This window comes from Rhodococcus opacus (assembly GCF_012396235.1).
Lineage (GTDB): Bacteria > Actinomycetota > Actinomycetes > Mycobacteriales > Mycobacteriaceae > Rhodococcus_F > Rhodococcus_F opacus.
This window is the reverse complement of record NZ_JAAXPA010000027.1, coordinates 85246-110756: the sequence shown is the minus strand read 5'-3', so window position 1 is coordinate 110756 and position 25511 is coordinate 85246. Positions and strand designations below refer to the sequence as shown.

Annotated in this window: 28 protein-coding genes and 1 pseudogene; 21 read left to right on the top strand and 8 right to left on the bottom strand. The window is 69.6% G+C overall.

Going from position 1 to position 25511, the window contains the following annotated elements:
• A pseudogene (locus HGB39_RS29045) lies at positions 1-317 on the top strand (4Fe-4S dicluster domain-containing protein); the annotation flags it as partial.
• Between the two features lie 61 nt (positions 318-378).
• Here HGB39_RS29045 and HGB39_RS29040 read toward each other — a convergent pair.
• The 4 genes from HGB39_RS29040 to HGB39_RS29025 all read right to left on the bottom strand — a co-directional run bounded on the left by HGB39_RS29040 (position 379) and on the right by HGB39_RS29025 (position 3679).
• Positions 379-1050, bottom strand: a complete 672-nt coding sequence (locus HGB39_RS29040) for a sterol desaturase family protein (protein ID WP_005260281.1) — start codon at positions 1048-1050, stop codon at positions 379-381.
• On the bottom strand, positions 1047-1784 hold the full coding sequence (locus tag HGB39_RS29035) for a FadR/GntR family transcriptional regulator (RefSeq protein WP_007297412.1): 738 nt from the start codon (positions 1782-1784) through the stop codon (positions 1047-1049). The genes HGB39_RS29040 and HGB39_RS29035 overlap by 4 nt, the downstream gene beginning before the upstream one ends.
• 54 nt (positions 1785-1838) lie before the next feature.
• On the bottom strand, positions 1839-2972 hold the full coding sequence (locus HGB39_RS29030) for a lipase family protein (protein ID WP_005568727.1): 1134 nt from the start codon (positions 2970-2972) through the stop codon (positions 1839-1841).
• 77 nt (positions 2973-3049) lie between these two features.
• On the bottom strand, positions 3050-3679 hold the full coding sequence (locus tag HGB39_RS29025) for a TetR/AcrR family transcriptional regulator C-terminal domain-containing protein (protein ID WP_005568724.1): 630 nt from the start codon (positions 3677-3679) through the stop codon (positions 3050-3052).
• Positions 3680-3833: 154 nt separating this feature from the next.
• Here HGB39_RS29025 and bioB point away from each other — a divergent pair, with 154 nt between their 5' ends.
• Genes bioB through HGB39_RS29010 form a run of 3 tightly spaced genes read left to right on the top strand, consistent with a single transcriptional unit; the run spans position 3834 to position 5699 of the window.
• Positions 3834-4847, top strand: a complete 1014-nt coding sequence (bioB, locus tag HGB39_RS29020) for a biotin synthase BioB (protein WP_005260291.1) — start codon at positions 3834-3836, stop codon at positions 4845-4847.
• Positions 4844-5131: a biotin synthase auxiliary protein BsaP gene (gene bsaP, locus HGB39_RS29015; RefSeq protein WP_005568723.1), complete on the top strand. Its 288-nt coding sequence runs from the start codon at positions 4844-4846 to the stop codon at positions 5129-5131. The genes bioB and bsaP overlap by 4 nt, the downstream gene beginning before the upstream one ends.
• 10 nt (positions 5132-5141) lie before the next feature.
• Positions 5142-5699 (top strand): DUF2567 domain-containing protein, encoded by a 558-nt coding sequence (locus HGB39_RS29010; RefSeq protein ID WP_064080634.1) that lies wholly within the window; start codon positions 5142-5144, stop codon positions 5697-5699.
• Here the strand turns inward: HGB39_RS29010 and HGB39_RS29005 are convergent.
• On the bottom strand, positions 5689-6501 hold the full coding sequence (locus HGB39_RS29005; protein ID WP_005568835.1) for an SDR family NAD(P)-dependent oxidoreductase: 813 nt from the start codon (positions 6499-6501) through the stop codon (positions 5689-5691). The two genes, HGB39_RS29010 and HGB39_RS29005, sit on opposite strands and share 11 nt — an antisense overlap.
• Before the next feature lie 82 nt (positions 6502-6583).
• On the opposite strand from HGB39_RS29005, the gene HGB39_RS29000 reads away from it, so the two are divergent.
• Positions 6584-7183 carry a TetR/AcrR family transcriptional regulator gene (locus HGB39_RS29000; protein WP_005568834.1) on the top strand — a complete coding sequence of 200 codons (600 nt, stop codon included), beginning with the start codon at positions 6584-6586 and terminating at the stop codon, positions 7181-7183.
• 41 nt (positions 7184-7224) lie between these two features.
• Here HGB39_RS29000 and HGB39_RS28995 read toward each other — a convergent pair whose 3' ends face one another.
• A complete protein-coding gene (locus tag HGB39_RS28995; RefSeq protein ID WP_007297405.1) occupies positions 7225-7959 on the bottom strand; it encodes an NUDIX hydrolase in 735 nt (244 codons plus the stop codon).
• A gap of 78 nt (positions 7960-8037) precedes the next feature.
• Between HGB39_RS28995 and nadA the strand changes: the two genes are divergently transcribed.
• Genes nadA through nadC form a run of 3 tightly spaced genes read left to right on the top strand, consistent with a single transcriptional unit; the run spans position 8038 to position 11509 of the window.
• Entirely contained in the window at positions 8038-9075 is a 1038-nt protein-coding gene (nadA, locus tag HGB39_RS28990) for a quinolinate synthase NadA (protein WP_005260307.1), read from the top strand.
• Positions 9072-10640, top strand: coding sequence for an L-aspartate oxidase (locus tag HGB39_RS28985; RefSeq protein ID WP_064080633.1), 1569 nt, complete (start codon positions 9072-9074; stop codon positions 10638-10640). The genes nadA and HGB39_RS28985 overlap by 4 nt, the downstream gene beginning before the upstream one ends.
• A complete protein-coding gene (gene nadC, locus HGB39_RS28980; protein WP_043788438.1) occupies positions 10640-11509 on the top strand; it encodes a carboxylating nicotinate-nucleotide diphosphorylase in 870 nt (289 codons plus the stop codon). Before HGB39_RS28985 ends, nadC begins: the two co-directional genes overlap by 1 nt.
• A 51-nt stretch (positions 11510-11560) precedes the next feature.
• Here nadC and HGB39_RS28975 read toward each other — a convergent pair whose 3' ends face one another.
• Both HGB39_RS28975 and HGB39_RS28970 read right to left on the bottom strand, forming a co-directional pair.
• Complete coding sequence (locus HGB39_RS28975; RefSeq protein ID WP_005260313.1) at positions 11561-12190, bottom strand: LysE family transporter; 630 nt, start codon at positions 12188-12190, stop codon at positions 11561-11563.
• Between the two features lie 37 nt (positions 12191-12227).
• Positions 12228-13505, bottom strand: coding sequence for a glycoside hydrolase family 1 protein (locus HGB39_RS28970; RefSeq protein ID WP_005564083.1), 1278 nt, complete (start codon positions 13503-13505; stop codon positions 12228-12230).
• An 87-nt stretch (positions 13506-13592) separates the two neighbouring features.
• Here HGB39_RS28970 and HGB39_RS28965 point away from each other — a divergent pair, with 87 nt between their 5' ends.
• The 13 genes from HGB39_RS28965 to hisI all read left to right on the top strand — a co-directional run bounded on the left by HGB39_RS28965 (position 13593) and on the right by hisI (position 24890).
• Complete coding sequence (locus HGB39_RS28965) at positions 13593-15536, top strand: acyl-CoA dehydrogenase family protein (protein WP_005260317.1); 1944 nt, start codon at positions 13593-13595, stop codon at positions 15534-15536.
• A 111-nt stretch (positions 15537-15647) separates the two neighbouring features.
• A complete protein-coding gene (locus HGB39_RS28960; RefSeq protein WP_005564085.1) occupies positions 15648-16757 on the top strand; it encodes a zinc-binding metallopeptidase family protein in 1110 nt (369 codons plus the stop codon).
• Positions 16758-16863: 106 nt separating this feature from the next.
• Positions 16864-18186 (top strand): histidinol dehydrogenase, encoded by a 1323-nt coding sequence (gene hisD / locus HGB39_RS28955; protein ID WP_005260320.1) that lies wholly within the window; start codon positions 16864-16866, stop codon positions 18184-18186.
• A complete protein-coding gene (locus tag HGB39_RS28950; protein ID WP_005564087.1) occupies positions 18183-19325 on the top strand; it encodes a histidinol-phosphate transaminase in 1143 nt (380 codons plus the stop codon). The genes hisD and HGB39_RS28950 overlap by 4 nt, the downstream gene beginning before the upstream one ends.
• Entirely contained in the window at positions 19322-19936 is a 615-nt protein-coding gene (hisB, locus tag HGB39_RS28945; RefSeq protein ID WP_005247522.1) for an imidazoleglycerol-phosphate dehydratase HisB, read from the top strand. Before HGB39_RS28950 ends, hisB begins: the two co-directional genes overlap by 4 nt.
• A gap of 13 nt (positions 19937-19949) precedes the next feature.
• The gene (locus HGB39_RS28940; protein WP_005564089.1) at positions 19950-20102 is read left to right on the top strand and encodes a CG2302 family histidine operon protein; all 153 of its coding nucleotides are present in this window, start codon (positions 19950-19952) and stop codon (positions 20100-20102) included.
• Positions 20102-21283 carry an MFS transporter gene (locus HGB39_RS28935; RefSeq protein ID WP_005260329.1) on the top strand — a complete coding sequence of 394 codons (1182 nt, stop codon included), beginning with the start codon at positions 20102-20104 and terminating at the stop codon, positions 21281-21283. Before HGB39_RS28940 ends, HGB39_RS28935 begins: the two co-directional genes overlap by 1 nt.
• Before the next feature lie 9 nt (positions 21284-21292).
• Positions 21293-21928, top strand: coding sequence for an imidazole glycerol phosphate synthase subunit HisH (gene hisH / locus HGB39_RS28930; RefSeq protein ID WP_005564092.1), 636 nt, complete (start codon positions 21293-21295; stop codon positions 21926-21928).
• Positions 21925-22182: a membrane protein gene (locus HGB39_RS28925; protein WP_005247513.1), complete on the top strand. Its 258-nt coding sequence runs from the start codon at positions 21925-21927 to the stop codon at positions 22180-22182. The genes hisH and HGB39_RS28925 overlap by 4 nt, the downstream gene beginning before the upstream one ends.
• A gap of 19 nt (positions 22183-22201) precedes the next feature.
• Positions 22202-22936 (top strand): bifunctional 1-(5-phosphoribosyl)-5-((5-phosphoribosylamino)methylideneamino)imidazole-4-carboxamide isomerase/phosphoribosylanthranilate isomerase PriA, encoded by a 735-nt coding sequence (gene priA, locus HGB39_RS28920; RefSeq protein WP_005247511.1) that lies wholly within the window; start codon positions 22202-22204, stop codon positions 22934-22936.
• A gap of 9 nt (positions 22937-22945) precedes the next feature.
• A complete protein-coding gene (locus HGB39_RS28915; RefSeq protein ID WP_005260332.1) occupies positions 22946-23779 on the top strand; it encodes an inositol monophosphatase family protein in 834 nt (277 codons plus the stop codon).
• Complete coding sequence (gene hisF / locus HGB39_RS28910; protein ID WP_005247506.1) at positions 23776-24549, top strand: imidazole glycerol phosphate synthase subunit HisF; 774 nt, start codon at positions 23776-23778, stop codon at positions 24547-24549. Before HGB39_RS28915 ends, hisF begins: the two co-directional genes overlap by 4 nt.
• Positions 24546-24890: a phosphoribosyl-AMP cyclohydrolase gene (gene hisI, locus HGB39_RS28905; protein WP_005564095.1), complete on the top strand. Its 345-nt coding sequence runs from the start codon at positions 24546-24548 to the stop codon at positions 24888-24890. Before hisF ends, hisI begins: the two co-directional genes overlap by 4 nt.
• The last annotated feature ends 621 nt before the right edge of the window (positions 24891-25511 follow it).

Here is a 25511-nt window from a genome sequence, read left to right as displayed (position 1 = left end):
TCGAGTGCTTCCTCTGCCAGAACACCTGTCACGTCATCCGTGATCACGACGACAACAAGCCGGCGTTCTCCGGGCCCCGCTTCTTCATCCGCGTCGCCGAACTGGAGATGCATCCACTCGACACGGCCGACCGTCGTGAGGCGGCGCAGGAAGAGTTCGGCCTCGGGCTCTGTAACATCACCAAGTGCTGCACCGAGGTGTGCCCCGAAGGGATAAAGATCACCGACAACGCCATCATTCCGATGAAGGAGCGGGTGGTCGACCGACGGTACGACCCCATCGTCTGGTTGGGCAACAAGCTCTTTCGCCGCGGTTAGCGCCTCCGGCACCCGTGAGTACTTATTAACCGCGGGCGGTTGATAAGTACTCACGGGCGCGTCAGCGCACGGCGTGGAGGTTGCGGGCGGTGGGCGACTTCTCGACCGATTCGGGGTCGGGGTCGGTGCCCAGGATCCGGTCGGCGGTTCCCGAGGTGGTGACGGTGAACCAGTAGTGCTCGTTCTTGTAGTGGTGATGGCGATGGTTGCGCCAGATCGCGCGGTACAGGCGGGAGTTCGGCTTGTAGTCGCTGTGGATGAGGTAGTGCGTCCATTCGTAGAGGACACCCAGGACGCTCAGCACCACCAGGAACGTCAGTCCGAGTCCGGTGCGCGGGAACGCGAGCAGTGAGACGGCTACGAGAACCGGGATCAGCCACATCAGTGTCTGCCACGGGATGAAGACGAGCGGTACGTCCCGGGGGTCGACGTGGTGCTCGCGGTGCTTCCGGGCGAGCAGTGAATCGACGGTCAGGCCCAGGACCTTTCGGGGCTTCCAGTGCAGGATGCAGACGTGGATGACCCATTCGGCGAACGGGAACACGGCCAGCATCACCAGCGGAAGCACGGCATCGGTCAGCTGCCAGTCGCCGACGATCAGGCGGGCGGCCACCGCGGCGACCAGCATGCCGCCGATCATCCACGGGGAGGGGTGGCGGCGGAACTGGTCTGCGGCGTCGCGGAGGGTGATCGACCTGCGCTGGCGGCGATCTGCGGGAGGTTTCGTGGTCATGTGTCCTTCTCCGAATCATGTTGGTGCAGTGCGTCGATCACGGCGGTCACGGCCGCCGTGCCGAGGTCGAGGAGGGTGGTGGCGGTCTGGGCCGCGGCGACTTCGTCGTGGGCGGAGATCGCCTCCGCCAGCTGGGAGTACAGGTCGGTGCGGCCGACTTCCGCGACCATGACGGCGGCCATCGCCGTCATGGTCGGTTCGTACGCGTTGCGGAGGCTGTTGAAGATGAGCCGGAATGCGATGGAATCGGCCGTGTCGACCACGCGCTCCCAGAAGGCCAGGGCGCCGACCTGCTGCGCGACCGGGTCGCTGTCCGAGGCGAGACGATCCACGGCGACGCGGAGAGCGGCACCCGACTCGTCGGTCGCCCGGCCGGCGGCGAGCCGCGCGACCTGCACGCCGATCATCCGCCGGGCCTCGAGGACGCTGCGGACCACGGCCCAATCGGGTACGCCGTCGCGGACCAGCAGCTGGGACAGCAGTTCGGGCCCGCCGTGCTGCCGGAAGTCGCGCACCGAGGTGGCGTCGCCCTGCCGGACCTCGACGAGTCCGGCCTGGGCCAGCTTCTGGATCGCCTCCCGGACCGCGGGCCGGGACACCCCGAAGGCTTCGGCCAGACGTCGTTCGCTCGGCAGGGCGTCGCCGGCGGCGAGGTCGCCGCCCAGCACACGCGCGGTGATCTGGTCGAAGACTTCGGTGGAGGCGGATTTCCGCGCGATCGGCTCGAACATCATGACCACGACACTAAGGCGGCGATAGGTAAGAGGTCAAGTGGTCTTACCAGTGGCTCACGTGCCGAAAAGGCTCCGGACGAACGCACTGGTGTCGGGCAGGGACGCGGGCATGGTGTACAGATGGCCGGTCGGATACGTCCGGAACACGAACTGCTGCCCGTTCGCGGTGAGGTCGGCCGTGAGTTTCCAGGTGAGGGGGATGGGGACGACGTCGTCGAACAGTCCCTGTCCGATGAACAGCGGCCGGTCGTAGCCCCGCACGGGAACTCCCAGCGTGATGCGCAGCGCCGCCAGGACCGCCGGGTCGTCGAGGGGGCGGGACATCAACTGGCCGATCGAGATCCCGTCGAGTTGCGGGGCCGCCTCTTCGTAGCAGAGCGATTCGACGCGATTCAGGACGTCGACGCCGAGCGGTGTGAGGTAGCTGTCGATATCGAGGTCGGGCCGCGACGCACGCAATCCGGCGAGCGCGTACGCCACGAACACCGTGCTCCCGGTCAGGGGGAGCTGTGGGAATCCGGGGCCGACGAGCGGTGCGAGGTTCTCCAGATTGGACGGGGCGCCGGTGGCGACGGTGCCGCGGAAGTCGAGGTCGGGTGCGTACGTGGTGGCCATCGAGGCGGCGACGAGAGCGGCGTGACCGCCCTGCGATTGGCCGATTGCGACCCACCGGTTCGACAGGGACGGCGTGACGGTCCGCGCCGCGCGCACCATGTCGATCACGCTGTGCGCCTCCGTCGGGCCGTCCAGGTACGGGTGCACACCGGGTGTGCCGAGGCCGACGTAATCCGTTGCGACGACGGCGTAGCCCTGGTCGAGCCAGTGCTGGACGTACGGTCCGACGAGTTTTCCCGTCACCGTCGGCGCGCACTTGTCGGCGATGCCGACCGTTCCGTGGGCCCAGGACACGACGGGCCACCCGCCGGGCGGCGCCTCACCGGGGGGCAGTAGGACCGCGCCGGTGCTGAGCGCGGGTTCGTTCATCGGCCCCGTCGTCCAGTAGGTGACGTACGTGGCGTCGGCGACGCCCGGAGGCCGCGCGTCCGGCGCCACCGGCGTCGCGACGACGACGGCACCCGGATCGCCGCCCGCAGTCTGTGCTGCCGCCGGGGTGGGCGCGCCGAGGAGCGACAGTGCGAGTGCCGCCGCGAGAACCGTTCCGGTGCGGCGGCCGAGCGAAGACGTCATCGCGTCCGTCCCTGGGCCGTCGGAGGCGCCGCGCGGTCCTCGAGTGGCCGACGCGGCGTCGACTCAATTGTGCGCGCTCAGGGGCGGTGGGCGGAGTCTTTCAGTCGTGCGCGAATTCCGTCGACGAACAGCGACAGGCCGAAGTCGAACCGGACCGCGGGATCGCCGGCGAGGAGATCCTCGTCGTACGCCGCGATCGGGGACTGCGGGGCGTCGGGGGAGAGGGCCGCCCGGGTGAGGGCGCCGGCCGACTCCATCTGCGCCCGCGACTGCTCGTCGACCGTGTGGCCGAGGACGTAGTACAGCAGCGAGTAGGACGACAGTTCCGCGTGTTCGCGGGACAGTCCGGATCGCAGACCGACTGCGGCGAAGCTTTCCCGGACCCGGGAGTTGGTCATGCGGGACGCATACGTGGCGGAGACCAGTTCGGCGCCGTCGCGGTGGGCGAGCAGTGCGGTGCGGAGCCGGTGGGCCAGTTCGGTGAACTCCGCGTCCCAGCCGGGGGCCGTGACCGGTGCGTCGACGTCTTCGAGGATCTTGTCGGCGAGGGCCCCGAGCAGGGTCTGCTTGTTGGGGAAATGCCAGTACAGCGCACCCGGCTGCACGCCGAGGGCCGTCGCGAGTCTGCGCATCGTGAGGTCGGCGAGGCCGAACTCGTCGAGGATGGCCATTGCGCCGTCGAGTACGTCGCCGCGTCGCAACTGCACTGTGTGATCTCCCAATCTTGTCGAAAGCCCGCTTCGGCTTTGACAGTATTCCACCACGGATCTAACGTGAACACCGTTCAACTTGTACGGTGTTCAATTTTTCGGTCCAGTCGATTCACAGCACGTGATCGGCCCCGTTTTCCAGGAGATACGTGTGACATCGGCCCCGGTACAGACAGATATCCTCGCCCTCGCGCGTGAGCAGGTTCTCGAGCGCGGTGACGCGCTGAACGAGAGTCAGGTGCTCGAGGTCCTGCAACTTCCCGACGATCGGCTGGAGGAACTGCTCGCCCTCGCGCACGACGTGCGCATGAAGTGGTGCGGTCCCGAGGTCGAGGTCGAGGGCATCATCAGCCTCAAGACCGGCGGCTGCCCCGAGGACTGCCACTTCTGCTCGCAGTCCGGCCTGTTCCAGTCGCCGGTCCGCGCGGCGTGGCTCGACATCCCGTCGCTCGTGGAGGCCGCCAAGCAGACCGCCAAGTCCGGCGCCAGCGAATTCTGCATCGTCGCCGCCGTCCGCGGCCCCGACGAGCGGCTGCTCGCCCAGGTCGCTGCCGGCATCGAGGCGATCCGCAACGAGGTCGACATCCAGATCGCCTGCTCGCTGGGCATGCTCACCCAGGAGCAGGTCGACCAGCTCGCCGCGATGGGTGTGCACCGCTACAACCACAACCTGGAGACGTCGAAGTCCCACTTCCCGAACGTCGTCACCACCCACACGTGGGACGAGCGCTGGAACACCCTCCGCATGGTGCGCGAAGCGGGCATGGAGGTGTGCTGCGGCGGCATCCTCGGCATGGGCGAGAGCCTCGAGCAGCGCGCCGAGTTCGCGGCCAACCTGGCCGAACTCGAACCCGACGAGGTGCCGCTGAACTTCCTCAACCCGCGTCCTGGAACCCCGTTCGGCGACCTCGAGGTCCTGCCCGCGAGCGAGGCCCTCAAGTCGGTCGCCGCGTTCCGCCTCGCGCTGCCCCGCACCATCCTCCGCTTCGCAGGCGGTCGCGAGATCACGCTCGGGGACCTCGGAGCCAAGCAGGGCATCCTCGGCGGCATCAACGCCGTCATCGTCGGCAACTACCTCACGACCCTCGGCCGCCCGGCCGAACAGGACCTCGACCTGCTCGTCGATCTGCAGATGCCGATCAAGGCACTGAACGACACCCTGTGACGATCCGGGCCGAGGCGACCATGGGCGACCGCCCCGAGGATCGGGTCGACCGCCCCGAGGATCGGGTCGACGGCACCGAGGAGCGCTACAACCCGTACACCGGCCGCCGCGTGGTGGCCGGTGTGGACGACGCGGTCCCCACCGCCGCGCAGCTGGGGCTGGAGCCGCCCCGCTTCTGCGAGGCGTGCGGCCGCCGGATGGTGGTGCAGATCAGCCCGGACGGCTGGTGGGCGAAATGTTCCCGCCACGGTGTGTTCGACTCGATCTACGGCGGACGGCGGTAGCGTCGGACGGGTGACCACGCTCCCGCGCTTCAGGCTTCGATCTGCCGCCGGAATCTTCTGCGGGACGGTGGTGGCGAGCGCGCTCGCCGGGGTGTTGTGGGGAGTCCTCGCACCGCCCGAGCACCTGCTGGTGGTCGCCCCCGACCGTGGGGTGTCGCTGACAGGGGAGAGCCTGCACCGGTTCGACGCGATCGGGATGTTCGCCTGCGCGGGCCTGGTGGTCGGCATCCTCACCGCGGTCGCGGCGTGGACGGCGCGGACGAGTCGCGGCCCGGTGGCGCTGGGCGCGGTCCTGGCAGGCAGTGTGGTCGGGGCCGGGGTGATGGCGCTCGGTGGAATCGGCGTGGCTGCGCTGCGGTTCCCCGACCCCGACACCTCGACCGCAGGCACCGTCGTGGCGGTCGCGCCGGGAATCGGGACCCTGCTGGTGCTGATCTTCCAGCCCCTCGTCGCCTGCGCGGTGACGTTGGTGCTCGCCGCGCTCAACCCGTACGACGATCTCGGTGTCAGCGATCCCCCGGTCGAACTCGACGAGCCGGAGGAGCGCGACGCGACCGTTACCTCGTGACCGAGGTCCGCATCCGTACGTCACCGAGGAGGCGCCCGCTGGCGAGAGCGCCGATGCGGCGGGTCGCGAACCGGGTGCTGACCGACGACACCCAGTTCATCAGCCCGGAGACGACGCTCGGCGGGGTGCTGCGCCGGTCCAGGGCACGCAGCGCTGTCGTGACCACCTGATCCGCGGTCTGCATGCGGCCGACGGCGGCGTCCTCGGAGCCGACGACGTCGAAGAACTCGGTGCGGGTGGGGCCCGGGCAGACGGCGAGCACGGTGAGGCCCGTGCCTCGCGCCTCGGCCCACAACGCCTCCGTGAAATTGAGGACGAACGCCTTCGTCGCCCCGTAGACGGCCATGCCCGGAGTCGGCTGGAACGCTGCGGTGCTCGCGACGTTCACGAGTGCGCCGCGTCCCCGGAGCAGGTCGGGCAGGAACGTGTGCGACAGCTCGACGAGGGTGGTGACGTTGAGCTGGATCTCGGAGGTGAGGCGCTCCAGGTCGGCGGAAGCGAAATCTCCGTGCGTCCCGAATCCCGCGTTGTTGATCAGTGAGTCGACGCGGATGTCGCGGGCGGTGAGTTCGCTGCGCAACCGCTCGCCGGCACCTTGTGTCGCAAGGTCGAACGGGAGCACGGTGACCGACACGTGGTGCGCGGCGCGGAGTTCGGTGGCGAGTTGTTCGAGGCGGTCGGCGCGGCGGGCGACGAGAACGAGATCTGCTCCCCGCTCGGCGAACCGGCGGGCGAATTCGACACCGAGGCCCGCGCTCGCGCCGGTGATGAGGACGGTGGTTCCGGATACGTCGAAGGCCATGTCTGCTCCTAGCGGTGGGGTGCCTCGAATGTAGTCAGTGTCATCTATGTAGTCAATGACAACATTTTGCTAGGCTGGCGGCATGTCCGTCGCCGAACAGCCCTACCACCACGGGAGTCTTCGTCGGGTGCTGCTCGCGCGCGCCGAGAGCACGCTCGAGAAGGACGGTGTCGACGGACTCTCCCTCCGGCAGCTCGCTCGTGAGGCCGGGGTCAGTCACGCCGCACCCAGCAAGCACTTCCGGGACCGTCAGGCGCTGCTCGACGCACTCGCGGAGTCCGGTTTCCTGCGCCTCACCGCTGCTCTCGAACGCGCGGTCGAGGAGGCGGAACCCCACGCCCGGGCCCGCTTCGCCGCGCTCGCCGGCGCCTACGTGAGCTTCGCGCTCGAGCATCGCGAGTTGCTGGCCCTGATGTACGGCAACAAGCACGCGCCCGGAGCCGCCTCCCAGGTCGTGGAGGCCGGCCACGCCTCGATGGACCTGACGGTCCGTATCGTCACCGAGGCCCAGGCCGCGGGCGACATCGGACCCGGGGACGCGTCGCGCATCGCCCTCATCGCGTTCGCGACGTTCCACGGGATCGCGACCCTGGCCGCCGGCGGAATGCTCGACGGCGCGCCGGTGGACGAAGTCGTCACCGCCGCATCGGACACGTTCTGGCGGGGTCTCGCCCAGGCGTGAGCCCGACGCCCTGACGTGTGGAGGCGGCCTGACGCGCGGGGTCAGCTCGGCGGTCGAAGCGCCGCGAACTCGTCCGTCACCCGCAGCGTGGAGTCGGTGAACCGGTAGAGCGCGGCCGGGCGCCCACCGGTGCGGCCCGACGGTGCCGTGTTCCCGGTAGGAGTCAGCACCCCACGTCGTCCGAGGACGCGCTGGAGATTGGTCGCATCCACCTGGTACCCGAGTGCGGCGCAGTAGATCTCACGCAGCGTCGACATGGAGAACTCGTCGGGGGCCAAACCGAACGCGATGTTGGTGTAGGAGAGCTTGGCCGCGAGGCGGGTCCGGGCGTGCCGGACGACGGTGCCGTGGTCGAACGCCATCTCGGGGAGCGCGGACACCGGGTGCCACGCGGTGTCCGGCGGCAGCTGCGGGTCGGCGGGGAGGGGCACGAGCCCGAGGAAGGTCGACGCGATGGTGCGCGGGCCCGGCACTCGATGCGGATCGCTGAACACCGACAGCTGCTCGAGGTGGGAGACCTCCTGCACGTCCACCTTCTCGGCCAGCTGGCGTCGCGCGGACGTGGTGAGGTCCTCGTTCTCGTGGAGCAGTCCGCCGGGTAGGGACCAGGCGCCCGCCTGGGGATCGAGGGCCCGTTGCCACAGCAGCACGGCGAGCTCACCGGTGCCCGCCGCGTGACGCGCATCACCGCCTTGACCTGCGGTGATGTGGTCGGGGAAGTGGCGAACCTGGAACACCGCGGTAAGCACTTCATGCGTGGTGTTACTATTGGGCATGTTTTCGATCCTAAGTCGAAAACCTCGATTGCGGAAATTCGGGCCAGCCCGCCCGAGTTCACGGTGAAGGAGCAAGCCATGACGACCACGACGTTGTGGGCGGGTACCAACCCGCAGATTCAGGACGGTCCCGGCGGTTACGCGGGCGTCGAGGCGAGCGAAGAGTGGGCTGCCGAGATCAAACGGCTGGCACGTGAGCGGGGAGCGACCCTCCTTGCGCACAACTACCAGTTGCCCGCCATCCAGGACGTGGCCGACCACGTAGGCGACTCCCTGGCACTCTCGCGCATCGCCGCCGAAGCCCCCGAGGACACCATCGTGTTCTGCGGCGTGCACTTCATGGCCGAGACCGCGAAGATCCTCAGCCCCGCCAAGACCGTCCTGATCCCGGACGAGCGCGCGGGCTGCTCGCTCGCCGACTCGATCAACGCCGATCAGCTGCGGGAGTGGAAGGCGGAATTCCCCGACGCCGTCGTCGTGTCGTACGTCAACACCACCGCCGAGGTGAAGGGTCTGACGGACATCTGCTGCACGTCGTCCAACGCCGTCGACGTGGTCGCGTCGATCGACCCCGACCGTGAGGTCCTGTTCCTTCCCGACCAGTTCCTCGGCGCACACGTCAAGCGCGTCACCGGCCGGAAGAACATGCAGATCTGGGCGGGTGAGTGCCACGTCCACGCCGGCATCAACGGCGACGAACTCACCGCGCAGGCCAAGGCGCACCCCGGTGCCGAACTGTTCGTGCACCCCGAATGCGGTTGCGCCACCTCGGCTCTCTACCTGGCCGGCGAAGGGTTCGTGCCCGAGGACAAGGTGAAGATCCTCTCGACGGGCGGCATGCTCGACGCCGCCCGCGCGACCGGGGCGAAGCAGGTTCTCGTGGCCACCGAGGTCGGCATGCTGCACCAGCTGCGCAAGGCTGCGCCGGAGGTCGACTTCCAGGCCGTCAACGACCGCGCGTCCTGCCCGTACATGAAGATGATCACTCCCGCGGCCCTGCTCCGCTGCCTGCTCGAGGGCAAGGACGAGGTTCACGTCGATCTCGAGACCGCAGAGCGTGCCCGCAAGTCGGTGCAGCGCATGATCGAGATCGGAAACCCGGGCGGCGGCGAGTGAGCAGCCCGGCCCGGGGGATTTCCTGGGAAGAGCACGCCGACCTCGTGGTGGTGGGCGGTGGTGTGGCCGGACTGACGGCCGCACGCACCGCCTCGCTGCGCGGACTGACCGTGCTCACCGTCAGCAAGGGCGGGGTGACGGACACCGCGACGCAGTACGCGCAGGGTGGTATCGCGGTGGTGGGTGACGCCCTCACCGATTCGGTGGCCTCGCACGTCGCCGACACGTGCGAGGCCGGGGTGGGCCTGTGCGACGAGGACGCCGTGCGGTCGATCGTGGCGGGCGGCCGTGATGCCGTGGCCGCGTTGACCGATCTGGGCGCGGTGTTCGACCGCGGCCGCGACGGCGCCGTCTCGCGCACCCGCGAGGGCGGCCACAGCACCCGGCGGATCATTCACGCCGGCGGGGACGCCACGGGCGCGGAGGTGCAGCGCGCTCTGGGTGCCGCCGGCCTTCCGGTCCTGTTCGACAGTTGCGCCGTACGGGTGCTCACCGATGCGCGCGGCGTCACCGGCGTGCTCGTGGATTCGCCGCGCGGACTCGGCGTCGTCCACACACCGGCCGTCCTTCTGGCGACCGGCGGACTCGGGCAGCTGTACGCCTGCAGTACCAACCCGCCCGGAGCGACCGCGGACGGCATCTCTCTCGCGCTCGACGCGGGCGCAGCCGTCGCCGATCTCGAGTTCGTGCAGTTCCACCCGACCGTCCTGTTCACTCCCGGCGGTCTCGGACGGCGTCCGCTGATCAGCGAGGCCGTCCGCGGCGAGGGCGCGATCCTCGTCGACGCCAACGGCGATTCGGTGACCGCGGGTGTGCATCCGCGCGGCGACCTCGCCCCCCGCGACGTCGTGTCGCGGGCGATCGCGTCGAGGCTCCGGGACCTGGGTCACGACCACGTCTACCTCGACGCGCGTCACCTGTCCGGGTTCGCGCAGCGGTTCCCGACCGTGACGGCGTCGTGCCTGGAAGCCGGGATCGACCCGCGCGAACAGCTGATCCCGGTCGCGCCCGCCGCGCACTACTCGTGCGGCGGAGTGGTCACCGACGTCGACGGACGCACCGCAGTCCCCGGTCTCTACGCAGCGGGAGAGGTGGCCCGCACGGGGCTGCACGGAGCGAACCGGCTGGCCTCCAACAGTCTCCTCGAGGGCCTGGTGGTCGGCGAGCGGGTCGGCGGCGCGGCCGTCGACCGCGCCGGCCTCCGCGTCGAGGCAACCGCCCCCGAGCAGCGTGCCCTGCCGTCCGCACCGCGGGAGCTGGTGCAGCAGTTGATGACCGGCAACGCCTCCGTCGTCCGGGACGGTGCCGGCCTCGAGGCGGTGGCCGCCGCCCTCGCCGGCGCGCCGCGCACGGTGCCTGAGGGGGAGACCGCGCTCGAAGACGCCGCGTTGACCCTGACGGCGTCCGCGCTGGTACTCGCGGCCGCCGCGCGGACCGAAAGTCGTGGTTGCCACACCCGCAGCGACTACCCGCAGACGTCCGACGAGTGGCGCCGCAGCACGCATGTACGCCTCCGTGACGGCGAACTCGAGCTTCTCGAACCCCAACTGACAGGAGTGCTGTGATGTCCGACCATGTCCTTCCCGACGGTCTGGACGCGGCCGAGGTGCGTGCGCTCGTGCGTCTCGCCCTGGACGAGGACCTGCGGTACGGACCGGACGTGACGTCGTCGTCCACGGTCCCGGCGGACGCGATGGCGAAGGCGTCCGTGGTCTCCCGTGCGCACGGCACCGTCGCCGGCCTCGACGTGGGACTGCTGGTGCTCGACGAGGTGATCGGGGCGGGCCGCTACCAGATTCTCGACCGGGTCGCCGACGGCGCCCGCGTCGTGCCGGGCCAGGCCGTGCTGACGGTCACCGCGCCCACGCAGGGGCTGCTCACCGCGGAGCGGACGATGCTCAACCTGGTGTGCCACCTGTCCGGCATCGCCACCGCGACGTCCGCCTGGGTGGACGCGGTCGAGGGCACCGGGGCGAAGATCCGGGACAGTCGCAAGACGCTGCCGGGACTGCGCGGCTTGCAGAAGTACGCCGTGCGGGTGGGCGGCGGCGTCAATCACCGCATGGGCCTCGGCGACGCGGCACTGATCAAGGACAACCACGTCGCGGCCGCCGGTTCGGTGGTGGCGGCGCTGCGGGCGGTGCGCGCGGCGGCACCGGACATCGAGTGCGAGGTGGAAGTCGACAGCCTCGAGCAGCTCGACGAGGTGCTGGCCGAGAACGTCGAACTGGTGCTGCTCGACAACTTCCCGCTGTGGCAGACGCAGATCGCGGTGCAACGCCGCGACGCGAACGCCCCCGGCACCAAGCTGGAGTCGTCGGGCGGACTCACGCTGGACGTCGCGGCCGAGTACGCCGGGACCGGAGTCGACTACCTCGCGGTCGGCGCGCTCACCCATTCCGTCACCGTGCTGGATCTCGGCCTCGACATGTGAACCCACCCGTGAGTACTTCTCAACCGCCCGCGGTTGAGAAGTACTCACGGGTCAGACGGCGCGGCGGACTGTCGCCAGGAATGTGGCCGCGACGAAGAACAATCCGGAGAACGTCCGGTTGGTGGCGCGCTGCTGGCGTGGTGACCGCATCAGCCGCAGGACCTTCGACGCCAGCCCGGTGTATCCGGTCATGACGACGACGTCGACCGCGATCATGGTGGCGGCGATGATCAGGTACTGGGGGAGCAGGGGCGCCGACGGGGTGATGAATTGCGGGAGCACCGCGAGCATGAAGACGACGGCCTTCGGGTTGCTGGCATTGACCAGGAACCCGCGCAGGGTCATCGCGGGCCCGCTGGTCTCGGCGACCTCGCCGTCGACGCCGGACACATCGGTCGCATTCGCCCGCCACTGGCGGATGCCGAGATACACCAGGTAGGCGACGCCGAACCACTTGATCACCGTGAACGCGAGGGTCGAGTTCGCGAGCAGCGCCCCGAGTCCGGCGGCGACCACCGCGATCTGCAGCAGCAACCCCAGCTGCAGACCCGCGATGTTCCAGTAGCCGCGTCGGAGCCCGAACCGCATCCCCGTGGCCATCGACGCGATCGCGCCGGCCCCCGGGGACAGACTGATCACGCACGAGGCCCCGAGCACTGCACACCACATCTGCCACGACACCAGGTGATGGTACGTCGCGCCCCGGGCGGTACTCGTTCTACGGGGGATCGATACAGCTGAGGGGCGGATCCACGAGGGAACAGAGTGCGGCAGGGCGTTCGGGTCCGTAGCCGGGCGGGAGACCGTTCGCGACGAGGTCCCGGTAGGTGGTCACCGCTTCGGTCGGTCGCCGGGTGAGGGAGGGGTCGGTCAGCGCGTCGACGGTGAACAGACCGAACCGGGGACGGTACGTGCCCCACTCGTAGTTGTCGGTGATCGACCAGTAGTTGTATCCGATCACCGGGGCGCCGTCCGCCCGCGCCCGCTCCAGCCAGTAGACGTGATCGCGGAGATGATCGGACCGGGTGTAGCCGTCCGGGCGCGGTTTTCCGTCGTCGGTGGGCATGCCGTTCTCCACGACGTACAGCGGTAGTCCCGGGAATTTGCGGGTGTACCGCATCAGGGCGTGGTAGATGCCGTCCGGTTGGGGGCTGATGTCGTAGAAGGCGTCGGTGACCGCATTGGCCGCGGTGACGTTGTCGGGGGAGAGGCCGTAGTAGTAGTCGACGCCGAGGAAGTCGAGCTTGTCGCGGACCCGGTCGACGAAGGTGGCGTCGAGCGCGTCCATGGCGGCCGGGACGTACGCGAGGTTGCTGCTCACCCGGGCGCCCGGGTCGTTCTCGTGGATCAGGTCGTAGGCGCCGCGGTGGACCTCCACGAGCCGGTCGAGCATCTGCGGGACCCGGTCGGGGCCGACACCGCCGAACGTCAGCTCCTTCTGCACGTACACGGTCGGTTCGTTGATCGTGATCCAGAGCGCGCCGAGACCGGAATAGCGCTCGATCACCCTCTGCGCGTTCGCGAGCCAGTCGTCGACGGTGTCCGGGTTCGTCCACCCACCCTGATCGGCGACCCACCCCGGATACACCCAGTGGTCGAGCGTGATCATCGGGGTCATCCCGCGGCTGGTGATCTCGCGGACGACGTCGTCGTAGTACCGCAGTTCGGTCTCGTCCCACACGCCCGGGGCGGGCTGCACGCGGGCCCATTCGACGCCGAACCGGAAGACGTCGACACCCAGGTCCGCGGCGCGGGCGATGTCCTCGGTGTACCGGTGACGGAAGTCGACCGAGTTGCCGATCGCGTCGTGGGTCCGCCCCGAGTCGGAATACCGCCGCCAGTTGCTGTCCGGTGAGGAACCCTCCGATTGGAACCCGGACGTTGCCACGCCCCACAGGAAGTCGTCGGGGAGAGGGGCGGCGTGCGCCGCGGTGGCGGGCGCCAGCAAGCACAGCAGGACCGCGCCGGCGCCCAGGAGTCGCGAGGGAGTCCGCATCGGCCGAAGAGTAGCGGAAACGCTGTCCCGACTGCGCCGATTGGGGGATACTGATGAGTAGGACTACCCGCCAGTAGGAGGCGCGTCATGGTCGACACCTCAGCTCCGAAGGTCACCGAAGAAGAAGCACGAGCGGTCGCGGAGGAGGCGAGGGAATCCGGCTGGGACAAACCCTCCTTCGCGAAAGAACTGTTTCTGGGACGGTTCCGGCTGGATCTGGTTCATCCCTTCCCCCGCCCGGCTACCGAGGACGCCGCGAAGGCCGAGGAATTCCTCACCCGCCTCCGCGCCCACTGCGAGGAGATGGACGGCAGCGTCATCGAATCCCAGTCGCGCATTCCCGACGAATACGTCCGCGGCCTCGCCGACCTCGGCTGCTTCGGCCTGAAGATCTCGGAGGAGTACGGCGGCCTCGGACTCTCGCAGGTCGCGTACAACCGGGCGTTGATGCTCGTCGCGTCGGTGCATCCGAGCCTGGGAGCGCTGCTGTCGGCTCACCAGTCGATCGGCGTCCCCGAACCACTCAAGCTGGCAGGCACCCCCGAGCAGAAGCGCGAGTTCCTGCCGCGCTGCGCACGCGGAGCTATCTCCGCGTTCCTCCTCACCGAACCGGACGTCGGTTCCGACCCCGCGCGCCTGGCGTCCTCCGCGACCCCGATCGAGGGCGGTGCCGCCTACGAACTCGACGGCGTGAAGCTGTGGACGACCAACGGCGTCGTCGCCGAACTGCTCGTCGTCATGGCGCGGGTACCCAAGAGCGAAGGTCACCGCGGCGGCATCTCCGCGTTCGTGGTCGAGGCCGACACCCCGGGCATCACCGTCGAACGACGCAACGCGTTCATGGGACTGCGGGGGATCGAGAACGGCGTCACCCGGATGTACAAGGTCCGCGTTCCCCGCGAGAACCTGATCGGCCGGGAAGGTGACGGACTCAAGATCGCGCTCACCACCCTCAACGCGGGCAGGCTGGCGATTCCGGCGATGTGCGCCGGGGCCGGGAAGTGGTCGCTGAAGATCGCCCGCGAATGGTCCGGGGTACGGGTCCAGTGGGGCAAGCCCATCGCCGAGCACACGGCCGTCGCCAACAAACTGTCGTTCATGGCCGCGACCACCTATGCCCTCGAGGCCGTGGTGGACCTGTCGGCGCAGATGAACGACGAGGGTCGCAACGACATCCGGATCGAGGCGGCGCTCGCCAAGCTGTGGTCGTCCGAGATGGCCTGCGTCATCTCCGACGAGCTGATCCAGGTCCGCGGCGGTCGCGGATACGAGACGGCGGCGTCGCTGGCCGCCCGCGGTGAACGCGCGGTGCCGGTGGAACAGCTGGACCGCGACCTGCGCATCAACCGGATCTTCGAGGGTTCGAGCGAGATCATGCGGCTACTGGTCGCGCGCGAGGCCGTGGACGCGCACCTCACGGCCGCGGGCGATCTCGCGGACCCGCACGCCGACACGGGTGCGAAGGCCCGCGCGGCCGCCAAGGCGAGTGGGTTCTACGCGAAGTGGCTGCCGCAACTCGTGGCAGGCAAGGGGCAGGTGCCGACGTCCTACAGCGAATTCGGTGTCCTGGCCAAGCACCTGCGGTTCGTCGAACGGCACTCCCGCAAGCTGGCCCGCTCCACGTTCTACGGGATGGCCCGGTGGCAGGCGGCGCTGGAGAAGCAGCAGGGCTTCCTCGGCCGGGTCGTCGACATCGGCGCCGAACTGTTCGCGATGTCCGCCACGTGCGTCAAGGCGGAGATGCAACGCGAGGAGAACGAAGCCGAGGGCGCGGCCGCCTACGAACTCGCCGACGTGTTCTGCCGGCAGGCGGCGCTGCGGGTCGAGAAGCTGTTCGACGGTCTGTGGCACAACACCGACGACGTGGACAAGCAGGTTGCGCACTCGATCCTCGAGGGACGTTATGCGTGGCTGGAGCGGGGAGTGGTCGACCCCAGCGAAGGCACCGGTCCGTGGATCACCGAGTGGACCCCCGGCGCGTCCACCGAGGAGAACCTGGCGAGGAGGTTCCTGCACTCCACCCGCCTCTAGGCCGTCCGGTCCCCCGCCACGGCTCGGCGGTACCCTCCGAGGAGACGCGCACACCAGCGTGGCACCCGCCTGCGTTCTCGGACGCGGGCGGGACGAGCCGAGGGACCACCAGTGCGCAGCTTCATGTGTCGTAAATGCGGCCAACGACTGTCGTTCGAGAACAGTCTCTGCCTGAAATGCGACAGCGCTCTGGGATTCCACCTGCCGAGCCGGTCCATCGTCGTCCTCGACGGCGCGGACCGGGCGGTGGCGGATGGCGCGGACCGCGCGGTGGTGGATGGCGCGGACCGCGCGGTGGTGGACGGCGAGACCTGGGTGCGGTGCGCGAATGCCGGCCCGGCGAAGTGCAACTGGCTCGTCCGGAAAGACGACGTCCAGAGCCTGTGCACGTCGTGCCGGCTGACGCGGACGCGTCCCGCGGACGGTGACGACGCGGGCATGGCCGCGTTCGCGACCGCCGAGACCAACAAGAGGCGGGTCGTTCTCGAACTCGACGAACTCGGTCTCCCGATCGTCCCCAAGTTCGAGGACCCGGACACCGGGCTGGCCTTCGACCTGCTGTCGAGCGCACGGACCCGGGTGGTGACCGGGCACGCCGGCGGGGTGATCACCCTCGACCTGGCCGAGGGCGACGACGTGCACCGGGAACAGCTGCGCGTCGAGATGGACGAGCCCTATCGCACGCTCGTCGGCCATTTCCGGCACGAGATCGGGCACTACTACCAGTTGATGCTGATCCGGGGCGACGCCGAGCGCACCCGATTCGAGGACCTGTTCGGGGATCCGGACCAGGACTACCAGGCCGCGCTGAAACGTCACTACAGCGAGGGCGCGCCGAAGGGCTGGGGCCGGCTCTACGTGTCGTCCTACGCCACGATGCACCCCGCCGAGGACTGGGCGGAGACCTTCGCGCACTACCTACACATTCGTGACGCCCTGGACACCGCGGCAGCCTTCGCGATGGCGCCCGCCGGAGCGACGACGGGCAGCGAACTCAGCGGTGACGTGGGGTTCGACCAGATCATCGACTGGTGGCTGCCGCTGTCGTGGGCGCTGAACCAGATGAACAGGTCGATGGGCCACCACGACCTGTATCCGTTCGTGCTACCGGCCGCGGTGCTGGAGAAGATGCGGTTCATCCACTCACTGATCCAGCCCGCCCCGGTGTGGGACGAGCCGGCACCGGTGTCGACGGAAACCCGGTCGGCCGCCGACCGGTGAAAACGGGGTGCGCCTATCCTGGATAATCGGTGTCGAGCCCTGTTCTTCGCAGAACAGTCCGCTCGTCCGAGACACCGTGTCCCGACAGTCGCAGAGAGGACCTCTCATGCTCGCCCGCACCGACCTTCGTGGTCGTACCCCTTCCACGGCCGAACTTCGCGCCGCACTTCCTCGAGGTGGAGTGGATGTGGACGCGGTCCTGCATCAGGTTCGCCCCGTCGTCGAGGCGGTCCGGGAGCGCGGCGCCGACGCGGCGCTCGAGTTCAGCGAGAAGTTCGACGGCGTCCGTCCCGCGCAGGTGCGGGTGCCGCAGTCCGAGTTGGACCGCGCGCTCGGCGAACTCGATCCGGCCGTCCGCGCCGCCCTCGAGGTCGCGATCGAACGCACCCGCAAGGTCCACGCCGACCAGCGTCGCACCGACACCACCACCGAGGTCGTCCCGGGTGGCACCGTCACCGAACGGTGGGTGCCCGTCGACCGTGTCGGGTTGTACGTCCCCGGCGGCAACGCCGTCTACCCGTCCAGCGTCGTGATGAACGTGGTCCCGGCGCAGGCCGCCGGTGTCCGGTCCCTCGTGGTGGCGTCGCCGCCGCAGTCGGAGTTCGGTGGTCTGCCGCACCCGACCATCCTCGCCGCGGCCGCCCTGCTGGGCGTCGACGAGGTGTGGGCCGTCGGCGGCGGACAGGCCGTCGCCCTGCTCACCTACGGCGGCACCGACACGAACGGCGCCGAACTCGCCCCCGTCGACCTCATCACCGGCCCCGGCAACATCTACGTCACTGCAGCCAAGCGCCTCTGCCGTGGCCTCGTCGGCATCGACGCCGAGGCGGGCCCCACCGAGATCGCGATCCTCGCCGACCACACGGCCGACCCGGTGCACGTCGCGGCAGACATGATCAGCCAGGCCGAGCACGACGTGATGGCCGCGAGCGTGCTCGTCACCTCCAGCGTCGAACTCGCCGACGCCGTCGACACGGCGCTGGCCGCGCAGCTCGAGATCACCAAGCACAAGGAGCGCGTCACCGCCGCGCTGTCCGGCACGCAGTCGGGCACCGTCCTGGTCTCCGACGTCGAGGCCGGACTGCGGGTGGTCAACGCGTACGCCGCCGAGCACCTCGAGATCCAGACCGAGAACGCCACCGCCGTCGCCGCGAAGGTGACCAGTGCGGGTGCGGTGTTCGTCGGCCCGTGGGCGCCGGTCAGCCTCGGCGACTACTGCGCCGGGTCCAACCACGTCCTGCCCACCGCGGGCTGCGCCCGGCACTCCTCGGGTCTGAGTGTGCAGACGTTCCTGCGCGGCATCCACGTCGTCGACTATTCCGAATCCGCGCTGAAGGAGGTCTCCGGCCACGTCATCACCCTCGCGAACGCCGAGGACCTGCCCGCACACGGTGAGGCCGTGCGGCTGCGGTTCGAGGCGCTGCGGTGACCGCGGCGAACGTGCCGGGTTCGTCGATTGGGGTGGACGCCCTGCCGATCCGGGAGAATCTGCGTGGCAAGTCGGCATACGGGGCGCCGCAGCTGACCGTCCCGGTTCAGCTGAACACCAACGAGAATCCGCACCCGCCCACGAAGGCCCTCGTCGACGACGTCGCGGAGTCCGTGCGGGAGGCGGCGCGGGAACTGCACCGCTACCCGGACCGTGATGCGGTGGCTCTGCGCACCGACATCGCCGCGTACCTCGTCCGCCAGACGGGGGTGCCGGTGACGGTCGACAACGTGTGGGCGGCCAACGGGTCCAACGAGATCCTGCAGCAGCTGCTGCAGGCGTTCGGCGGTCCCGGTCGCAGCGCGATGGGCTTCGTGCCGTCGTATTCGATGCACCCGATCATCGCGGACGGCACCGAAACCGAGTGGCTGCCGATCTTCCGGCGCGCCGACTTCGCGCTCGACGTGGACGCCGCGACCGCGGCGATCGCCGAGCGCAGGCCCGACGTCGTGTTCGTGACCAGTCCCAACAACCCGACCGGGCACAGCGTCGGCATCGCGGAACTGCGCCGGGTCCTCGACGCCGCACCGGGCGTCGTGATCGTCGACGAGGCGTACGCCGAATTCTCCGACGCCCCCAGCGCCCTGACGTTGATCGACGAGTACCCGTCGAAGCTCGTCGTGTCGCGGACGATGAGCAAGGCGTTCGCGTTCGCCGGCGGCCGGCTCGGATACCTCGCGGCCGCACCGGCATTCATCGAGGCGCTGCTCCTGGTCCGGCTGCCGTACCACCTGTCGGTGGTCACGCAGGCCGCTGCCCGCGCGGCGCTGCGGCACGCGAACGAGACGCTCGCCAGCGTGCACGCTCTCGCAACGGAGCGGGTGCGGGTGTCGAAGGCATTGGAGGACACGGGGTTCCGCGTCATCCCCAGCGACGCGAACTTCATCCTGTTCGGTGAGTTCACCGACAGTGCCCGCGCCTGGCAGGCCTACCTCGACCGCGGAGTGCTCATCCGGGACGTCGGCATCCCCGGATACCTGCGCGCCACCGTCGGGCTGGCCTCCGAGAACGACGCCTTCATCGTGGCGAGCGACGAGATCGCCGCCACCGAACTCACCAGCTCAGGAGACCGAGGATGACCGACCGCATCGCCCGCGTGGAGCGCACCACCAAGGAATCCAGCATCACCGTCGAACTGAACCTCGACGGCACCGGCATCGTCGACGTCTCCACCGGGGTCCCGTTCTTCGATCACATGCTGACCGCGCTCGGCTCCCACGCGAGTTTCGACCTCACCGTCCACGCGAAGGGCGACATCGAGATCGAGGCGCACCACACGGTGGAGGACACGTCGATCGTGCTCGGCCAGGCGCTCGGTCAGGCGCTCGGCGACAAGAAGGGCATCCGCCGGTTCGGTGACGCGTTCATCCCCATGGACGAGACGCTCGCCCACGCATCGGTCGACGTGTCCGGGCGTCCATACTGCGTCCACACCGGCGAACCGGAACACCTGCTGCACGCCGTCATCGGCGGCTACCCGGGCGTGCCGTACGCAACGGTGATCAACCGGCACGTGTTCGAGTCGATCGCGCTCAACGCGCGGATCGCCCTCCACGTGCGGGTGCTCTACGGACGCGATCAGCACCACATCACCGAGGCCGAGTTCAAGGCCGTCGCCCGCGCACTGCGCGAGGCGGTCGAACCGGATCCCCGCGTCACGGGTGTGCCGTCCACCAAGGGCAGCCTGTGATCCGGGCGCATTCGTGAGTGTCGTCCTCGTCTACGTCCTGTTCATCGCCGCGGGGATCGCGGTGGGCGGCGCGTACTCCATGTGGAAGTTCAACAAACTGGCCTCGGGCGTGCTGCTGGCACTGGCGGTGCTGGCAGCCGTGGCGGGCGTTCTCAGGTTGATGTAGTGCCCGTCGCAGTGGAGTCGCGCCGCGGCCTGCTCCGCACCCGCGGCATGCCCGCCGCGATGGTGATGGGCGCCGCGGCGTTCGGCGGCTGGGCGGTGCTGCTGCCCGTCGTTCCGCTGATCGTCTCGCTGTCCGGTGGCTCGGACACGCTCGCCGGCAGCGTCACGGCCGTGTTCATGGCCGCGACCGTCGTCACGCAACTCGGTGTGCCCCGGCTCCTGCGCAGGTGGGGGCATCGCTGGGTGCTCGCCGCCGGCTGCATGCTGCTCGGGCCGCCGTCGCTGCTCCTCCTGCTGTCCACCGAGGCGATCCCGGTGCTGGCCGTCTCGGCCGTCCGGGGATCGGGCTTCGGCATGCTCACCGTCGCCAGCAGTGCGCTGGTCGCCGAACTCGTTCCCCGCGAGATGCTCGGCCGCGCCACGGGTGCGCAGGGAATCGCGGTGGCCGCCGCGCAGATGGTCGGGCTGCCCGCGGGGCTCGCGATCATGCAGCACTGGTCCGCGACCCCCGTCTTCGTGATCGGCGCTCTCATTCCCGCTCTCGCGGTGGTCGCGATCACGCGCCTCCCCGCCATCCACGCTCCCGCGGATCGCACGTCGCAGGGCCGCATCCCGCTCGCCGTCCTGCTCACGCCGTGGCTCGCGATCGCGATCTCTGCGGCCGCATTCGGCGGTCTGTCCAGCCTGCTGCCCATCGCGATCTCGGAGCGAGCCTCGCTCGCCGGGGTGATCCTCGCTGTCTCGAGCGGTGCGACGCTGATCGGGCGATACGCCGCGGGATCGTTCTCCGACCGGCTGGGGGTGGGCCGCGCCCTGGTTCCCGCCCTGACGTTCGTGTGCCTCGGCCTGGTGCTGTTCGCCGTCGCGGCGGCGACGAGTGCGCCGGTGCCGCTGCTGGTGTGCGCGGCCCTGGCCTTCGGATTCGGATTCGGGGCGGTGCAGAACGAATCCCTCGTCATGATCTTCACCGCCGCGGGACCGGCTCGTTTCGGCTCGGCGAGCGCCGGCTGGAACATCGGGTTCGACGCCGGAACCGGTTTCGGTTCCCTCGCACTCGGAGCCGTTGCGTCGGCGGCCGGGTACTCCTGGGTGTTCGCGGTCGCGGCGACGGCCGTCGCGGTGGTCCCGGCCGCCGGGATGGTCGTCGGCCGCGCCCTCGGGCGTCGTGCGGCCGCCGGATAAGGTTGTGTCATGACCGTCTCCACGATTGCCGTCCTCGACTACGGCTCCGGCAACCTGCATTCGGCCACCCGCGCTCTGGCCCGGACCGGCGCGCGCGTCGAGGTCACATCCGATCACAAGGTCGCACTCGCGGCCGACGGTCTGGTCGTTCCCGGCGTCGGTGCCTTCGCCGCGTGCATGGAGGGACTGCGCGCGGTCCGCGGGGAGCGGATCATCGGTCAGCGTCTGGCAGGCGGACGGCCGGTCCTCGGGATCTGCGTCGGCATGCAGATCCTCTTCGAACGCGGAGTCGAGTTCGGCGTCGAGGCGGAAGGCTGCGGCGAATGGCCCGGCACCGTCGAACGGCTCCAGGCCGACGTGCTGCCGCACATGGGATGGAACACGGTCGAGGCGCCGGAGAACAGCACGCTGTTCGCCGGCATCGATCCCGACACCCGGTTCTACTTCGTCCACTCGTACGCGGCCCAGTCCTGGGACATGCCGACGCCGGAGCGGCTGGCGTCCCCGGCCCTGACGTGGGCGGACCACGGCGGCAAGTTCCTCGCCGCCGTCGAGAACGGCGCGCTGTCCGCCACCCAGTTCCACCCCGAGAAGTCCGGCGACGCGGGTGCCGAGCTGCTCCGGAACTGGGTTCGCAGTCTGTGACCGAACCCGGGGACGGGCGCGGCGACCTGTCGATCGGCAGGCTCGCGGTGTACGCGATGGGCGCCGCCACCGCGGTGCTGGTCCTCGCCACCGCGATCATTCTGGTCGTGAAACCGGGCCCCGTCCTCGGACTGATCGTCGGACTGCTCGGTGTCGCAGGCGCGATCGCGGCCATGGGCTACGTGTCGAAACGCATGACCCGCAACGCCTACGGTCCCGATCCCGAGGACCCGGAGCCGGGTTCCGACCGCTGAGCGACTAGGGTTGTCGCACGTGAGCCTGGTCCTTTTGCCTGCTGTAGATGTCGTCAACGGTGAAGCTGTTCGCCTCGTCCAGGGGGAGGCAGGAAGCGAGACCGGATACGGCTCGCCTCGTGATGCCGCCCTCGCGTGGCAGAACGACGGTGCCGAGTGGGTCCATATCGTCGACCTCGACGCCGCGTTCGGCCGCGGCTCCAACCGTGAACTCCTCGCCGACGTGGTGGGCGAGCTCGACGTCCAGGTGGAACTGTCCGGTGGGATCCGCGACGACGCGTCGCTCGAGGCCGCACTGGCCACGGGCTGCGGACGCGTCAACCTCGGTACCGCCGCCATCGAGAACCCCGAGTGGTGTGCCCGCGCCATCGCCAAGTACGGCGAGAAGATCGCCGTCGGTCTCGACGTGCGTCTCGTCGACGGTGAATACCAGCTCCGCGGCCGCGGCTGGGTCACCGAGGGCGGAAACCTGTGGGAGACCCTCGCCCGCCTCGACAAGGACGGCTGCTCCCGGTACGTCGTCACCGACGTCAGCAAGGACGGCACCCTCACCGGCCCCAATCTCGAACTCCTCGCGCAGGTCTGCGCTGCCACCGACGCTCCCGTCGTGGCCTCGGGCGGCGTGTCCACCATCGACGACCTCCGGGCGATCGCCGGACTCGTCGATCAGGGGGTCGAGGGATCCATCGTCGGCAAGGCGCTGTACGCGGGGCGGTTCACCCTCCCCGAGGCGCTCGCCGCGGTCTCGGGCTGAGTTCCCGCCATGACCCTGTCCCGTGATCCCCGGGAGCTCCTCGCCGTCGCCAGTGAGCTGCTCGACGGCGTGCACGAACGGTTCGTCTCGGGCGTGGGTGCGCCCAGCGCCGTCCACAAGGGTCCCGACGACTTCGCGACCGCCGTCGACCTCGAACTCGAGAAGCGGCTGACCGGTGAACTGCGCGACCGGACCGGCATCGATGTCCACGGCGAGGAGTTCGGCGGCCCCGACCTGGGCAGCGGACCCGTGTGGGTGCTCGACCCCATCGACGGCACGTTCAACTATTCGGCCGGTCTGCCCACGGCGGGCACGCTGCTCGCGCTGCTCGACGACGGGGTTCCCGTTCTCGGTCTCACGTGGCTGCCGCTCGTCGGGCGGCGGTATGCGGCCGTCGCGGACGGTCCGCTGCTCGAAGGTGGCACGCCCCTGCCTGCGCTCGGGCGTACGTCGCTCGCGTCGTCGATCGTGGGCTTGGGCGCACTGAACATCGACAGTCGCGGGCGCATCCCCGGCGCGTACCGGCTGCAGGTCCTCGCGCAGCTCAGCCGGGTGTCGTCGCGGATCCGGATCCACGGATCCACCGGTGTCGACCTCGCGTTCACCGCGGCCGGAATACTCGGCGGCGCGGTGGTGTTCGGCCACAATGCGTGGGACAACGCCGCCGGTGTCGCGTTGGTGCGCGCCGCGGGTGGTGTGGTGACGGATCTGGGCGGCAAGCCCTGGACGGTCACGTCCGACTCGGTGCTCGCCGGAGCGCCCGGAGTGCACGGCGAAATTCTCGATATCCTCGGATCACTGGGTGATCCTCGTTCCGAGCCTTCAGGAGGGCGTACGCAATGACTCTGGCGGTTCGAGTGATCCCGTGTCTGGACGTCGATGCCGGACGCGTCGTCAAGGGCGTCAACTTCGAGAACCTGCGGGACGCGGGTGACCCCGTCGAGTTGGCTGCCGCGTACGACGCTCAGGGAGCCGACGAGCTCACGTTCCTCGACGTCACCGCGTCCACCGCGGACCGGGGCACCATGCTCGACGTGGTGAGCCGGACGGCGGAGCAGGTCTTCATTCCGCTCACGGTCGGCGGCGGTGTCCGCACCGTCGAGGACGTCGACCGGCTGCTGCGCGCCGGCGCCGACAAGGTCAGCGTCAACACGGCGGCGATCGCCCGGCCCGAGTTGCTCCGCGAACTCAGCGAACGCTTCGGCTCGCAGTGCATCGTGCTGTCGGTCGATGCGCGGACCGTGCCGCAGGGGCAGCCGGACACCCCGTCGGGGTGGGAGGTCACGACGCACGGCGGCAAGCGCGGGACCGGTATCGACGCGGTGGAGTGGGCGGTCCGCGGCGCCGAACTGGGCGTCGGGGAGATCCTGCTCAACTCGATGGACGCCGACGGCACGAAGGCCGGTTTCGATCTGCCGATGATCCGGGCGGTGCGCGCCGCCGTGCATGTGCCGGTGATCGCCAGCGGGGGAGCGGGCGCCGTCGAGCACTTCGCACCCGCGGTCGGCGCCGGCGCGGACGCCGTCCTGGCGGCCAGTGTCTTCCACTTCGGCGACATGACGATCGGCGACGTGAAGAAGTCCATGCGTGAAGAAGGGATCACCGTCCGATGAGTCTCGACCCCGCCATCGCGTCCCGGCTCAAGCGCAACGAGGCAGGACTGTTCAGTGCCGTCGCGCAGGAACGGTCGACGGGCGACGTCCTGATGGTGGCGTGGATGGACGACGAGGCCCTCGCTCGCACGCTCGACACCCGCAAGGGCACGTACTACTCCCGGTCCCGTCAGCAGTATTGGGTGAAGGGCGAGACGTCCGGTCACACGCAGTACGTCCACGAGGTGCGGCTCGACTGCGACGGCGACTCGGTGCTGCTCGTCGTCGATCAGGAGGGGGCGGCGTGCCACACGGGCACCCACACCTGCTTCGACACCGACGTGCTCCTCACCGCCGAGTAAGGCGCCTCGGCGTTCGGGCAGAGTGCCCGCCATGCCCTCGGGCAGAGGGCCCGCATGCCGTTCATGCTTGTGTATGACCGGTCAATGACCACTGTGGTCAGCCTCGGCAGGAACGATTGCTCACTGGGTCCAGCTCGCGAGGCCTGCGGGTGATGGCCCGGACTGTCTGTTCGACGAACTTCGTTGGTTGCAGGAGCGTCCAGTCAAACCGTTGCCGCTGTTCATCACACTGTTCCCGCTCAGTCGGATCGAACACCACCGTGCGCGCCAACTACCGAGCGTATGCACATCCGCCCACCCGCTTACGGTGGGGCCGTGCCCCGGAGTCCGTCCACCGCTTCCCCGAGACGGGGCGCCGCGTCTCGCGGAGGGTGAGGCGCCCCACCCGGTTTCCGGCAGGTGACAGTCACTCTCGCGTAGGCCCCCACGGCTTCGGCCGGCCCGCGTCGAACGCCACGAGCCGCCGCCCGCGCTTCCGATCCCAGGAACCGGCGTACGGCACGGCGGTGAGAAACCGTGCCGCCCCTGGGCCCGCACTTCGTGGTGGACAACCGCTCGGGCGAGCTACACGTCGACGTGTGCGACGCCGGCCGCAGCGCGCCCTCGCCCTCCGCTGACAGG